Raw genomic sequence first — 13,331 nt, 5'->3', positions numbered from 1 at the left:
TTTTGGTGAAAAACACAATGGGTAGGCAATTAAAAACCACCTGCAATTTGTTTCAGTAAGCAAGAATAAAATCTTTCTCATTGCAAAACAGATAAATTCAGAGTATACTATATTAAAAATTAGCCGTTCGCCTAAATTTTGAGGTAATTTATGGAATAAAGCCGAACGGCTAATTTATTGACCACTTAAAAAAATCATGCCGCTCGGCTAAAAAGGAAGTTGGAAATGAAAATAATTGATGCAAAATCGCTTGGCAAAGCAATACGCGACCGAAGAAAAGAGCTCCACTATACACAGACATATTTATCCGAATTCACGGGATTCAGCGTCAGCTTTATTTCTGACCTGGAACGCGGGAAGCCCACGGTCGAATTAGAAAAAACACTTAAAATCATTAATATACTCGGATTAGATATATTGATAGAAAAGCGAGGATAAGATGAACAATAAGTTAACGGTATTTATAGAAATTAACGGGACAAGCATTTATGTCGGGGATATCATTGGGGATACTCCGGCACGCGCGAGTTTCACATACTCTCCCGAATATCTGTTAAATCCGGAAAACCGCCCCATTTCGATAAGTTTGCCTCTTACTAAAGCAGCCTTTTCTCCGGAACAGACAAAAACATTTTTTGACGGTCTCCTTCCGGAAGGTTTTACCCGTCGTTGTGTAGCAAGCTGGATGCATGTAGATGAGAACGATTATTTGTCTATCCTTGCAGGTTTAGGACACGAGTGTCTCGGAGCTGTAAGGATTGTCGCACAAAACAGTCCGCATCTTCCGCCTGAATATCGCAGGCTTACAGACGCTGAAGCGAAAAATCTAGCCAGAGAAGGTGCTACAGAATCTGCACAGTTAATCACAAAATCACATTTATCTCTTACCGGAGCTTCAGGAAAAGTCGGTCTGTATTACGATGAAAAAAACAACCAGTGGTATCTTCCCGTAGGTGATGCTCCAAGCACCCATATTGTAAAGCAAAGCCATGTGCGTTTACAAGAAATTGTAGCCAATGAACAGCTGTGTCTTCTCACCGCACGTAATTTAGGAATAGATATACCAGAAAGTTTCATAGTAAATATTGGTGATTTTTCGGACGGTGATGTCCTGTTCGCGACCAGAAGATATGACCGAAAAATACATCCCGATGCCAGAATAATAAACGGACTTTCCGTTCCTTACCGGCTTCATCAGGAAGATTTCGCTCAAGCACTCGGTATTGCTTCAGCAAATAAATATGAGAGGGAGCATGAAGACTATCTTAATAGAATGTTTGCATTACTCCGCGCCTATTCAGCAGATCCAATGACAGATCAGCTAAAGCTATGGGATATATGTATTTACAACTATCTTATCGGGAACACCGATAACCATATTAAAAATCTGTCTCTATTATACAGCCCGGATTTAAAATCAATACGTCTCGCCCCTGCCTATGATATCATCAGCACAGTAATCTATGAAAGCAGCACAGAAAATATGGCTTTGAGCATCGGAGGTATATATAAACTCAATGAAATAACAAAACAGTCTTTTGAAGCACAATCAAAGCATATTGGATTAGGTACTAATCTGGCGATGAAACGATTTGATGCAATGGTATCTCATTTTCACGAGGCACTTAATAAAGCCGTGATTGCTCTTGAACTTCAAGGATTTGTCCATGCGCACGACCTAAAAGAAAAAATACTTGCCAGAGGGGGAATCCGGCGTCAATAATATTCGGGCACTTTTCCTGAAAAAAATACCGAAGTTCCACCGAGACACACTGAACTTCGGTATTTTTTTACCTTAGTCAAAATCAATAGTACACTTTTGAACAGCCCAGCCAAGGCTTTCCTGCTGAATATGATATAGTCTCTGATATAAACCTTTCTTTTCCATCAACTCACTATGTGTTCCACTTTCTACTAATTTCCCATCATCTAATACAAATATCTGATCAGCGCCCACTACTGAACGAAGCCGGTGAGCGATCATAATGACCGTCTTGTCCTCCACCAGTTTTGCAATGGCCTTTTGAACCAGAACTTCATTCTCCGGATCAAGGGATGCTGTCGCTTCATCAAGCAGAATGATCGGCGCGTTTTTCAGCAAGGCACGGGCGATGGAAATCCGCTAACGCTCACCGCCGGAAAGCGTGCTGCCGTTTTCACCGAGGACCGTCTGATACCCGTCCGGCATTTCACGTACAAATTCATCACAATAGGCTGCCTTTGCCGCAGTAATCACCTGTTCGTCTGTTGCGTTTGGACTGCCAAGTCGGATATTATTCATAACAGTATCATTGAACAGAGTCACATCCTGGAACACGAAAGACATATAAGACATGTCTACAATATTCCTTCCCTGAAAATGGGTCTATAAAAGCACTGATACGATGAAAAGAACTAAGCGCCGACAATTCCCCTGGTGCTTAGTTCTTTTCTAAATAAAACAAAGCTGAATTAAAATATTCCAAATACTCTATATTTTTCAGGATACCGGTATCTTCATGAAAATGCATTATGCTATCAGCACAATTATAATAAGTGAAAACAGAAAGAAGGTTCCCCATATAAGGATCAGTGGATTTACATGCAAAAAAGTCAAGAAAACTAAAGTCAGGCAAATCCCCAGCACCGTAAATACAGCGTAGATGCAGGTCATCATAGGTTTGGGCTGATCTTAAGTTGTCCAGAAGATCGGGAAGATATATATGGAGTGCGGCTGCAATAGCTGCAATTCCGGCAAGAATAAACAGCAGCCACCGCTTGGATTTCTGTTTCTTCATAATTAGTCTTTTCTTTCTTTAATTAGTTATTTCTAACTACATGTTGAAAAATGAGCCGTGTCTCCACGGCTGTAAATGTATAAAAGACAAATTCAGGCATGTCAATGGATATTCTGATATAAGACTGGCAGTATATTTATCAGTCTTATTTTTGTCCTACTATCATTCGGGAATTTCCCAGCATCATCAGCGTGGCTCGGCGATGGGAGCCGAAGGCTTCCTGTGCCGTATCGATGATCCGTACTTCCCGGTATCCCATTTTGCGCAGTTTTTTTGCGAACTCCTCCATATCTCCGTACATCCGGGGCTTCATGTCATCGTTAAGGGCAAACACGCCACCCTTTTTCAGCACTCTCAGGCTTTCCAGCAGAAGACCCTGCTTGTCCGCGCCGTTGATATTATGATAGACATAATTGCTTACTACGGCATCAAAGGTTTCATCCTGAAAGTCTAATTTCCGGGCGTCGCCGTGAAGAAAACTGCAACGTTCATATACGCCCTCGCTCCGGGCATTACTCTCGCACATGGTCTGACTGTAATTGTAGACTGCACCCCAGTAATCAATGCCGGTCACTTCTGCCTCCGGCCAGGAAATCGCCGCCCGGATGGAGAGTGCGCCTGATCCGCATCCTACCTCCAGAAGCGTCCCCTTTCCGTCGAAATCCAGGTAAGACAGAAGAACCTCATGAACCTTTTCCATCATGCCTCCCCCGTCAAAGGCATACTGCCGTCGGATCCATGTGATCCAGGCAAGCAGGATCAGCACAACCACCGCAGCGATCAGCGCCAGAACCCCGATCAGCCTCATGCCGGGAATAAAATGCGATATAACGCATAAGACTGCCATGAAGACAACCAGTGCACCCACCATATAAAAGACCGGCGCGGACATCCAGTTCCCATAATTTTCTCCGTGTGTACCGAGTCTGACCGGCTTCCCTTTTCTTCCATTCATCTCCATATCCTGCATTCTCCCTAGTCAGATTTGCTGTCTGGACATTTCATTTTTCTCTCTGTCCGAGGCAGTATTCATAAATAATTGTTTTCTGTCCGGAACCGTCCGGAAATGGTTTTTCCAAGATTTTCGTAAACCCTCTCTTTTCATAGAATTTCCAGGATGCCAGAGTATTCGTCAACAGCCGCACAGTTTCAGCCCCGTCATTCCCCGCTCTGTCCATAAATCTGGATACCAGCACCGTTCCCAGTCCTTTCCGGTAATCTGTTCTGGAAGTAAGAGCCACCAGCTCCAGATCACATCCGTCAAAAAACTGCTCTTCCCGCTCACGCGCCTGTAAAATAAAGCTGTCCAGCTGTTTCTGAAACGCTTCGGACAAACAATACCCTTTCAGATAAAATTTCAGGAACATCCGGCACCAGGCCATATAATGCTTTTTGCACCTGTCAGAATCTGTCTTCAGCGGACGGAATTTTTTTCCGTAATTTCCGCTGATAAAACCTGCGATCTGGTGATCTAAAGTTTCCGCCACATAGGTAAAACTGCACTTTTCTATCAGGACCTGAGCGTAATCCCGCAAAAGAATCCTGTCATTTTCATCAATGGGACAGGTGAAAAAGCCTTCGTAAAAACATTGCCCGCAGCCGCCTGCATCTTCCTCTCTGTATGGCCGTATCATAAACATAAAATTCCTCCTCTCTGCCGGCTGATCAGGTTTATCGCCTTCCCTTTTATGTACCTATCAATCCCACAAGTTGCCGAACATCCTTTTTTCCGAAGACAACTATAATATCTTACGATCTGTTTTCCCAGAGAAGCTGACATCTGTGGAAATATCTTTTACTTTCAGTTAAGCTGTCTGCGTGTTTTTATTTTGGTTAGTTGTATCTAACCAACTGTTACTAGCATAGCAAATTTAAAAATAAATATCAATATCTTTTTCTTATATTGACAAAATTTTATACCGGGTATGTTATAGCATTGTTATATATGACCGTCAATTCAACCTATTCCTTTTCCAGTTCCCACTTTGACAACAATTTCCCCAGTTGTTTTGCAAGCATCCCAACCAAAAGAGCCGCTGCCACTGTTCCTTCTCTCACGCCCTGAAGCTGTCCTGTAAAGGAAAGCGACAAAATACAGGCAATTATAACCAGCGTTACGTCAAACCCCACTTTCATATATCCAAACTTTACTTTGGGAAACACTTTGCAGATTGCCAGTACTACTCCCTCTCCTGCCAGTACTATCACTCCCGCCTTAACTTCAAAACTGACTCCCACGGCCACCAGCAGGATACCGGCAAGACAGACAAGCCACTGCTGCCAGTATGTATCACAGTGGATTCCCCGGACTGCCCATACACCGAAGTCCGTGAGATAGCCGAAGAAGAACGCCACTGGAAGCTGCATAAGCTGAATTGGGTGATAATTTTTCCTCAAGATCAGAATCTGCAGCAAAATAAATACACAATGCATTGTAATTGTAGCCGTCCCTACAGTCAGCGAAGTAAACAGACTGACCACATACGGTACGCTCGAAATCGGAGAGGTTCCCAGACTTGCTTTAATAGAAAATGCGACGCCAAATGCCATGATTGAAAGGCCCACCAGAAGGAGCAGATAGCGTTTTAAAATATAGACAGATAACTTATTCAATATATTCATTCCTTTCCTTTTTCCGTCATTTTTATTATAACACTATCAAAAAAAATGTGTATGTCTGATACGAAGAAGTACGTCACGGCTCAAAAAACCGGGGCAATAAAATTTACCCCGGCTTTTGTCATTTTAAGTTTAATATGCCCTACTTTTCACTGGACAATTCAAATATCCTGTAACACCTCGTCTGCCTTCTTATGGACGGATGATCCTTCCGGCCCCTGCCATTGTCTCGACAATGCTGTACATATTTGTCACAGTTCCGACAGCCAGCTTTTCTTTTAATCCGTAATAATCCAGACAGGTTCCGCATGTCATGATCTCCACGCCCTGTGCTTCCAGACTCTTTAAGTCTTCCAGCGAATCCGACCCTTCACAGGTCAGGGTTGCTCCGCCATTGTAAAACAGCATGGTTTTAGGAAGTGTATCCAGCTGTGTGACAGCAAAAATAAATCCTTTGATCAAAACTTTTCCAAGGGCATCATTTCCCTCTCCCATGCGGTCAGAAGATACGACAACAACGGTATTTCCTCTGGCATCCGGGATGCAGGCAGTTTCCTCTTCCTCTCCGGCAGCCTGTGATGGCGCTCCTTCCATTTCAATCACGATCCGGAACTCTTTTTCTCCCTTTTTCTCGGAAGTTACTTTCCCTCCGCTGGATGCTGCCATTTTTGATACATTCTGTACGGCAATCTCATTATCTACAAGAACCTCTATTGTCTCCGGTCCTGTCAGCTCCTGCATTGCCTTCTTTGTCTTAATCACCGGAATCGGGCAGTTATCTCCCATTGCATTTACTGTTATCATGTTTCTTCCACCTTTCTTTGTGTCTATATGATTACAGCATTTCAATAAATGCTGCAATTCTCGTATTCAGCTGTCCAATATCTGCCTGTGAATAATCTGTTTCCACATTGAGATATGGAATCCCTTTTTCCTGGTTTACGAATTTGCGGATGCTAAAAGCCTCCACGTTATAAGTATGACACGCCTGCAGCGTCATTTCAACTACTCCGTCCACTTTATATTCATCGATCAGACGTCCCAAAAGCTCCAGTCTGTTGGGATTAGGAGTCATAACGGAACATCCGATATTCAGATATCTTCTTGCCAGAGCATCATACACATCAGGATTCTCCTCATCTACCAGCTTGTCAATGGATTTGGCGCCGGTACAGTTTTCGTATGTAACAACGACTGCCCCATTGCTCTCAATTGCCTGGATCACCTTTTCTGTCGCTCCTCCAACAGGACAGCCGGTGAAAAGAATACGGGGCATCTTCTCCAGCATTTTTCCTTCCGCATATTCTTTTTGTATCTTTTCTACCAGGGCATCTACCTCTGCCGGAATTTCTCTCCGGTCAAATTTGAAGGTACTTCCATATAATACCTTAAAAAGGTCATGTCCGCAGATCGGAACCGGATCATGTTTCATAACTTCATACAATTTTCTCAAAGAGCGCCGTCCGGCATTATTCACTTTGATCGCTTCCCGGATATCATCCTCGGTGATCGTTACGTCAAATTTCTTTTCCAGATATTCTTTAAAGCGAATGATCTCGCTTTTCCAGAGCTTCAGCGCTTCCTCGCCCTGTGTATTTGGAAGTTCCATCAAAAACACATCTTTAAATTCAGACATATATTCATACATCTTTTTCTTTCCGTCGCAGGTTGTCTCCCCGACTACCACATCGGAAAAATAGAAAAACGGGCATTTGTCTGTCTTCGCAAATCCGTAACTGGATTTGATCAGAGGACAGAGATTTTTGGGGAGATCCCTCTCTGCTTCCGGTATTGTCTCATCGGAAGTGGAACACAGTCCCACTGTGGCGGCTCCCATAGCCATTGCAATCTCCTGGGGGAAATAAGTACAATATGCTCCCACAATAGGAACTCCCTGCTCTTTTAATTTTTTTACTCCGAGAAAAGAATTTTTCCTTTGTTCTGCAAATTCTTCAAATACCTCTGGCAATTCTTTGATCAGTTCCATTTTTATCTCCTTTTATCTGTTTTTGTCTTTTCTTTTGCCAGCAGTGCCGCTCCCAAAGCGCCTGCATATCGTCCCTGTTCAGTAGGGCATACTTTCTGTCCGATTTTTTCTGACAGTATTTTTGTAAAATATTCACTGCTGCTAAGCCCACCTGTCAAAATAATATGATCCGGCAGGTTTTTCCTCATTGCAAGCTGAGCCACTTTAGCTGCAACAGAATCCACAACACCAGCCGCAATGTCCTCTCTCTTTCTGCCTTCCCCAATATAATTGATCACTTCTGATTCAGCAAAGACTGTACACAATGAGCTAATAGAAAGTGTATTTCCCGCAGCGGCCATATCAAAAAGTTCCTGAAGCGTAACTCCAAGACGGTTTGCCATGATTTCCAGGAATTTCCCGGTCCCTGCAGAACACTTATCATTCATAAGGAAATCCTGCACCATGCCATTTTCGATGAGGATCACTTTCGTGTCCTGTCCTCCCACATCGATGACTGCGCAGTGATCGCTTCCCAGCTCCCGGCCGCCTCTTGCATGGCAGGTAATCTCTGTAATAACATAATCTGCATAATCTACCGCAATTCTTCCATAGCCCGTAGCCACGACTTTTGCCTGGCCTTCCTCCATATTGATTCCGTCTTTCTTCAGATTTTCACGGATCGTCAACGCTGTTTCCTTACTGCTCCAGCCGGTAGGCATGGTAAATGCAAGTTCCTTTTCTCCTCTTACCACCACCTTAGCAGCTGTTGAACCAATATCTATTCCTATATAATTCATGTACTATCCCTTCGTCTTTTGCTTCTTCACTATTCCGGTCTTTCATCAGCAGTACCGGTCTCTGCCGGGGTTGATATCCTTTTCAACCACCACCATATCCAGAATTTCAATATCGTTTTCCTGAATACATTTCTCTATTTTCTCCCTATCTTCTTCCTGATAAATCAGGGAAATCCCGCAGCACTTGCTTGCACTTCTCGGAGTCGGGGCGATGACCGCCCTGATTCCAAGTGCCTTCAGCTCTCTGTGAAGCCGCATTCCATTATCATGATTGGGAAATAAAATGTAATGCTGTTTTTCTGACATGGGCCTATGCCCCCAGCATTTCTATAAATGCACTGATTCTTGTACGAAGCTGCTGTGCATCACTGTCTACATAGTCTGTTTCAATTCCAAGTACCGGAATCCCTGCTTCCTTCAGCGCTTTTTCCACCGTATATCCCTCTACGTCATAAAGGCTGCAGAATTTCAGATTTACATCAATAACTCCATCCACTTTATATTCTTTTGCCAGGCGGACAATATCATCAATTCTTGCACTGTTTGGTGTAAAACATGCACAGTTGATTCCCATATATCTTTCTGCAATAGCGTCGATCTGTTCATCTACCGTCGTCTTTGTCTCATCTACAAGGCGTTCAAAATATCTTGTGCCGGTGCACATTTCTTCACAGACAACTGCTCCTCCGCTTGTTTCTACCAGATTATGGATCTTCCAGTTTGGAATAGCCAGAGGTGTTCCTGTCAGCATAATTCTCTTTGTTCCTTCCGGAAATACGCTCACACCCTCTGCTACTCTGTTTTCCAGTTCGTCGCACAGTTTATTTGTCATTTCTGTAAATCTTGTGGGATCATCATAGAATGCGATCTGTGAGATCAGAAGTACATCTTTTCCACTGATGGGAAGCCTGTCATTTCTGCGAAAAGCGTACAGTCTTTCCAGGGCTTTCCTCTTCTGATTGATCATATGAATACTGTCAGCAAGCTTTTCCGCTGTTATTTTATTTCCGGTAAAATCCTCTACTACTTTTTTAAATTCCCGGATTTCATCCGCCCAGGAACAGACATCCTTCTCTCTCTTCATCTGGGGCAGATCCATTACATGTACCGGAACATCCTCTGCCAGAATTTCCCATGCTTTTTTCTTTCCGTCGCATGTAGTTTCTCCCACATACATGTCAGCAATACGGAAAAACGGACAGGTACGGTCCAGTCTGGCACCTACTGATGCCTTGATCAAAGGACAGGTATTGGTAGGAAGAACCTTCTCTCCTCCCGGAACCCAGAACTGTGATCCGCCGCACAGTCCTGTAGCGATCGCATCTGCTGCAAATACAATTTCATCCGGCACATAGACACAGAATGTCCCGAATACTTTCCCGCCTTTTTTCTGATGTTCGATCAGCTCTGCCGGACGGACCCCGTGTATTTCCGCAACGACAAAGTTAAAATAATCCATTGCCTCCGGCCTGTTTTCCTGGGAAAGATAAACATCGCCAAATGCCTGTGGCAAAACTTCGCACAACTGGTCGTGTGTGTCCACATCCATTCCCAAATCTTCCCACATCTTTCTGTAATCTGCCATAATAAAATAACCTCCTCTTTTTGTACTTTCCACAGTACTCCTTCTATTACGGTAACACTTTTAGAATTTCCAAACAATTATAAAGAGGCCGTTTTCTTATTGCTTTTTATAATAATTCTCTCATTTTATTGACTTTTTCTATAAGTCCTTTTCACTTTCTGCTGTTACAATTCCTTAAATGCCTGAATACACTGATCGATCTCCTCTTTTGTATTAAAAGTACTGAAAGCAAAACGGACCGTTCCCTGAGGATAGGTCCCGAGTATATAGTGTGCTGCTGGTGCGCAATGCAGGCCCACCCTGGTCATAATGCCATATTTTTGTTCCAGCTTAAAGGCTGCCACCGCGTTATCTGTCTTTAGAAAATCCAGTGAAACCACCGCAACTCTCCCTTCGATCCCCTTCTTTCCCGCAATACGTATCTGCGGAAACTGCTTCACCTGTTCCAGGAAATATTTCGTCAGATCCATCTTTTTTTGATGAATCTTCTCTATTCCCTGCTCCTTAATATAAGATAAAGCTGCATGAAGCCCGATAATTCCGGGAAGATTAAGGGTTCCGCTTTCATATTTGTCCGGCAGGGTTTCCGGCATCTTAAGGCTGTCTGACTGGCTGCCTGTACCTCCCATGATCAGTGGTTCCATCTTGTCATCCAGAGAAGAAGAAATCAAAAATCCTCCGATTCCCTGGGGGCCTAAAAGACCTTTATGGCCGGTAAAAGCAAGGAAATCAATTCCGGTCTTCTTCATGTCAACCGGAATCGTTCCTGCACTTTGGGCTGTATCCACCACAAAATAAATCTGCCGTTCCCTGCAGATTTTTCCTATTTCCTCCACAGGCACAATCGTGCCGCACACGTTAGAGGCATGAAGGACAATGATCGCTTTTGTATTTGGGCGGATTTTATGCTCCATATCTTCCAGAGACACATTTCCCTCCTCATCCGTGTAGACAGCCTCATAGCAGACGCCCCTTTTTTCCATGGCGTACAGTGGCCTCATCACCGCATTATGCTCCATTCCCGTCACAAGGACATGATCTCCGGACTTTAAAAATCCGCGGATAAAATAATTCAGGGAATGGGTAATTCCCGGTGTAAATATAACCTGCCGGGAACTTTCTGCATGGAAAAGATCAGCCAGCTGTTCTCGCGTTTCCAGTACCGTATCTGCCACTTCATATGCTCCCTCATAATTCCCTCTGTTGATATTAAATGCCCCTTCTGTCAGCAATCTGCCGACTTCCCGGGCCACTCCGGGAGCCTTTGGATAGGAAGTGCTTCCATTATCAAAATAAATGGATGATTTTTTGTTCATGGTTATACCATCCCCCTTTGTTTTATCTTCCTTTTCAGCTATATATAACGGTATCACTTTTCTATTTCTTCAACAATTCAGGGGAAAGTATTTCTTATCGTTTTTTTCAATAAGCACTGCTTATTTATTTGTATTCTCTATTACCCTTCTATTTCAATATCCTGACACAAACAGAGGAAGACGGCATTACAAAAATTCTTCCAGATGACCGTTGTCATCAAACTGAAGTTCCTGCCCTTCTTGAAGCAGTTCAATATCAGGATTGTTTTTCAGCTCCTCATACAGAGCTTCTGATACCCAGAGTTTTTCTATATTATTGGTATTTTTGATCCGAATGATCTTTGCTTTTCCCAGTTCGTCCAAAGCAGCAGTGGCAATGGCTGCCTCAATAGCCTCTTGGTCATTTGCTTCTATACATGGAATTTTCCCCTGGGCAGGAGCCATGGAAGCCACTGCATTTTTGGCTGTGGCAGCAAAATCAATCTGATCCAGGACCTCCTTTGTGGAAAAATCTGCCAGACCGATCCCAATGGCGTTCCCATGAGACTCCTCTGTAAGGTGAAGAACAACGATCCTGGTGACCTGCGGGATTTTCGGTTCTGACTGTCCAATCACAAAAACTCTTCCGATCACTTTTGTATCCATGCCTGACCCTGAAATATTTTTCCCCATCTCATCTACGATCAGAACATCGATCTGATCTGCCGGAAGCTTCATTCTTTCTTTTTTCACTTTCTCAAGCAGCTTCTTCTCTGTCTCCAAAAAATCTTCCGGTTTCCGCAAATAGATGCCACTCAATTCATGAACTGCATTTTCTGTTATCATTACTCCAAAAAGGACATTCAGCCTGGCGCTCATAAACTCTGCTGTTTCCCTGATTACCGTCCCATAGCCATATTTTAATGCAAGGGAATGAACATTCTGGCAGCCTCTTGGATTTCCGATTCCAATAGCCATCATTTTCAGTACGCCACTCTCTGTTACATCCTCAAAATCTGTGTGCATCTTCACCCTGTTTATAAGAACTACCGCGTCAAATTCCCGGCACAATACATTACCGTAAACCGTAAATCCATGCTTTTTTGTTTTTCCCCATTCTTCCGTATCTCCACTGCACAGGATGGGGGCTGCCACCTTTTCTTCTGTGATACCAAGGGATGCCAGCACCTCCCTCTGTCCTTTTGCCGTTCCGTTCCCATGAGACCCCATTGCTCCAAAAATATACGGCCTTCCGCCTGCCTCTTTTATTTTTTCTACAGTCTGTGAAACAATAGGGACAATCTTATCAATGCCCCGGCTTCCTACTGCAATTCCTACTTTTTTCCCCTTAATCCTGTCAGGATCAATGGAAGCTTTTTCATATTCCCTTTCAAATTCTGTTTCTATATTGTTGATGTTTTCCCTGCTGTAGTCGTGATTGTAAATTTGGTACATCTTTGGAAATTTCATACTCTTTTCCTCCTGTTAAATCCATTATACATCCGGCCGTCAGATCTTGTATATAGGGCAGTACGAAGGACTTTCCCATAAAACTCTCCTATAAAATAGAAAAAGATACACAAGTTGTACCTGCGTATCCTCAAATAAATATTTTTATTCTGTTTCTTCAGCCTCTTCGTCCTCTGAAGCACTGTTGTGTATTTCTGTGACAGCTACTACCGTTGTCTCCGGATTTGTAATAAGATCAATGTCTTTCTTCTTAGCAATATCCAGATCTTTCACCTGAAGCGAATCACCAAGTTTCATATCTCCCACATCGATCTCTACCTTCTCAACCAGTGCCGCCGGGACTGCTTTATAGGAAATCTCATACAACATCTGCTGTACGAGTCCTGTATTTACCTTTTCGTGATTCAGCAGAATCACCTCAGCTACAGAGTGAACTTTTTCACCACTCACCAAAGCCTGGAAATCAATCTCGTATATATCTGTTTTCAACGGGCTAAGGTCAATCTCTTTGATCAGGACATCCATGGTCTGGCCGTCAACTTCCAACATGATCTGGCTGCCTTTTCCATGGCCTTTGATCAGGCGCTCTGCATCTGTCTTTAATATCTGTATCGGCATGGACTCTTTCATTTCTCTGCCAAATACATTTCCGGTAACAAAGCCTTCCCTTCTAAGTTTTTTCGCTTTTGTCTGCATGTTTCTTTTTTCAGCTTTTAAAGTATTCATTTATCTTTTCCTCCAAAATCTGATTGCTTAACAGCCTTCAACTTTGCAAAACAAAGAGGTCAGTTAAATCGGTTTCCTTGTTACATGCATATT

Annotated in this window: 14 protein-coding genes and 1 pseudogene; 2 read left to right on the top strand and 13 right to left on the bottom strand. The window is 43.3% G+C overall.

Going from position 1 to position 13,331, the window contains the following annotated elements; genetic code table 11:
• The first annotated feature begins 225 nt into the window (after positions 1-225).
• The gene (locus EUBC25_RS11725; protein WP_230105664.1) at positions 226-438 is read left to right on the top strand and encodes a helix-turn-helix domain-containing protein; all 213 of its coding nucleotides are present in this window, start codon (positions 226-228) and stop codon (positions 436-438) included.
• Position 439: 1 nt separating this feature from the next.
• The gene (locus tag EUBC25_RS11720) at positions 440-1,723 is read left to right on the top strand and encodes a type II toxin-antitoxin system HipA family toxin (RefSeq protein ID WP_230105663.1); all 1,284 of its coding nucleotides are present in this window, start codon (positions 440-442) and stop codon (positions 1,721-1,723) included.
• A gap of 72 nt (positions 1,724-1,795) precedes the next feature.
• Here the strand turns inward: EUBC25_RS11720 and EUBC25_RS11715 are convergent.
• The 13 genes and pseudogenes from EUBC25_RS11715 to EUBC25_RS11655 all read right to left on the bottom strand — a co-directional run.
• Positions 1,796-2,335: pseudogene (locus tag EUBC25_RS11715) on the bottom strand (ABC transporter ATP-binding protein); the annotation flags it as partial.
• Positions 2,336-2,420: 85 nt separating this feature from the next.
• Entirely contained in the window at positions 2,421-2,777 is a 357-nt protein-coding gene (locus tag EUBC25_RS11710; protein WP_230105662.1) for a hypothetical protein, read from the bottom strand.
• A gap of 145 nt (positions 2,778-2,922) precedes the next feature.
• A complete protein-coding gene (locus EUBC25_RS11705) occupies positions 2,923-3,738 on the bottom strand; it encodes a class I SAM-dependent methyltransferase (RefSeq protein ID WP_230105661.1) in 816 nt (271 codons plus the stop codon).
• 40 nt (positions 3,739-3,778) lie between these two features.
• On the bottom strand, positions 3,779-4,417 hold the full coding sequence (locus tag EUBC25_RS11700) for a GNAT family N-acetyltransferase (RefSeq protein ID WP_230105660.1): 639 nt from the start codon (positions 4,415-4,417) through the stop codon (positions 3,779-3,781).
• 322 nt (positions 4,418-4,739) lie between these two features.
• The gene (locus EUBC25_RS11695; protein WP_230105659.1) at positions 4,740-5,399 is read right to left on the bottom strand and encodes a YczE/YyaS/YitT family protein; all 660 of its coding nucleotides are present in this window, start codon (positions 5,397-5,399) and stop codon (positions 4,740-4,742) included.
• Positions 5,400-5,588: 189 nt separating this feature from the next.
• A complete protein-coding gene (gene yedF / locus EUBC25_RS11690; RefSeq protein ID WP_230105658.1) occupies positions 5,589-6,200 on the bottom strand; it encodes a sulfurtransferase-like selenium metabolism protein YedF in 612 nt (203 codons plus the stop codon).
• 31 nt (positions 6,201-6,231) lie between these two features.
• On the bottom strand, positions 6,232-7,383 hold the full coding sequence (locus EUBC25_RS11685; protein ID WP_230105657.1) for a double-cubane-cluster-containing anaerobic reductase: 1,152 nt from the start codon (positions 7,381-7,383) through the stop codon (positions 6,232-6,234).
• Positions 7,384-7,385: 2 nt separating this feature from the next.
• Positions 7,386-8,162, bottom strand: coding sequence for an acyl-CoA dehydratase activase (locus EUBC25_RS11680; protein ID WP_230105656.1), 777 nt, complete (start codon positions 8,160-8,162; stop codon positions 7,386-7,388).
• Between the two features lie 45 nt (positions 8,163-8,207).
• The gene (locus EUBC25_RS11675) at positions 8,208-8,468 is read right to left on the bottom strand and encodes a putative Se/S carrier protein (RefSeq protein ID WP_230105655.1); all 261 of its coding nucleotides are present in this window, start codon (positions 8,466-8,468) and stop codon (positions 8,208-8,210) included.
• Positions 8,469-8,472: 4 nt separating this feature from the next.
• On the bottom strand, positions 8,473-9,747 hold the full coding sequence (locus EUBC25_RS11670; protein WP_230105654.1) for a double-cubane-cluster-containing anaerobic reductase: 1,275 nt from the start codon (positions 9,745-9,747) through the stop codon (positions 8,473-8,475).
• A 164-nt stretch (positions 9,748-9,911) separates the two neighbouring features.
• The gene (locus EUBC25_RS11665) at positions 9,912-11,063 is read right to left on the bottom strand and encodes an aminotransferase class V-fold PLP-dependent enzyme (RefSeq protein WP_230105653.1); all 1,152 of its coding nucleotides are present in this window, start codon (positions 11,061-11,063) and stop codon (positions 9,912-9,914) included.
• Between the two features lie 186 nt (positions 11,064-11,249).
• Positions 11,250-12,512, bottom strand: coding sequence for a nickel pincer cofactor-dependent isomerase, group 22 (locus tag EUBC25_RS11660; RefSeq protein ID WP_230105652.1), 1,263 nt, complete (start codon positions 12,510-12,512; stop codon positions 11,250-11,252).
• Positions 12,513-12,656: 144 nt separating this feature from the next.
• Complete coding sequence (locus EUBC25_RS11655; RefSeq protein ID WP_230105651.1) at positions 12,657-13,238, bottom strand: 50S ribosomal protein L25; 582 nt, start codon at positions 13,236-13,238, stop codon at positions 12,657-12,659.
• Positions 13,239-13,331: the final 93 nt, after the last annotated feature.

The sequence above is a fragment of the Claveliimonas bilis genome (genome assembly GCF_020892095.1).
Classification (GTDB): Bacteria; Bacillota; Clostridia; order Lachnospirales; family Lachnospiraceae; genus Claveliimonas; species Claveliimonas bilis.
This window is presented reverse-complemented; position numbering and strand designations above follow the sequence as displayed.

Bases quoted from the DNA above. Each gene is read 5' to 3' on its own strand.
- EUBC25_RS11725 (WP_230105664.1), top strand. From the start codon at position 226: ATGAAAATAATTGATGCAAAATCGCTTGGCAAAGCAATACGCGACCGA.
- EUBC25_RS11720 (WP_230105663.1), top strand. From the start codon at position 440: ATGAACAATAAGTTAACGGTATTTATAGAAATTAACGGGACAAGCATT.
- EUBC25_RS11710 (WP_230105662.1), bottom strand. From the start codon at position 2,777: ATGAAGAAACAGAAATCCAAGCGGTGGCTGCTGTTTATTCTTGCCGGA.
- EUBC25_RS11705 (WP_230105661.1), bottom strand. From the start codon at position 3,738: ATGGAGATGAATGGAAGAAAAGGGAAGCCGGTCAGACTCGGTACACAC.
- EUBC25_RS11700 (WP_230105660.1), bottom strand. From the start codon at position 4,417: ATGTTTATGATACGGCCATACAGAGAGGAAGATGCAGGCGGCTGCGGG.
- EUBC25_RS11695 (WP_230105659.1), bottom strand. From the start codon at position 5,399: ATGAATATATTGAATAAGTTATCTGTCTATATTTTAAAACGCTATCTG.
- yedF (WP_230105658.1), bottom strand. From the start codon at position 6,200: ATGATAACAGTAAATGCAATGGGAGATAACTGCCCGATTCCGGTGATT.
- EUBC25_RS11685 (WP_230105657.1), bottom strand. From the start codon at position 7,383: ATGGAACTGATCAAAGAATTGCCAGAGGTATTTGAAGAATTTGCAGAA.
- EUBC25_RS11680 (WP_230105656.1), bottom strand. From the start codon at position 8,162: ATGAATTATATAGGAATAGATATTGGTTCAACAGCTGCTAAGGTGGTG.
- EUBC25_RS11675 (WP_230105655.1), bottom strand. From the start codon at position 8,468: ATGTCAGAAAAACAGCATTACATTTTATTTCCCAATCATGATAATGGA.
- EUBC25_RS11670 (WP_230105654.1), bottom strand. From the start codon at position 9,747: ATGGCAGATTACAGAAAGATGTGGGAAGATTTGGGAATGGATGTGGAC.
- EUBC25_RS11665 (WP_230105653.1), bottom strand. From the start codon at position 11,063: ATGAACAAAAAATCATCCATTTATTTTGATAATGGAAGCACTTCCTAT.
- EUBC25_RS11660 (WP_230105652.1), bottom strand. From the start codon at position 12,512: ATGAAATTTCCAAAGATGTACCAAATTTACAATCACGACTACAGCAGG.
- EUBC25_RS11655 (WP_230105651.1), bottom strand. From the start codon at position 13,238: ATGAATACTTTAAAAGCTGAAAAAAGAAACATGCAGACAAAAGCGAAA.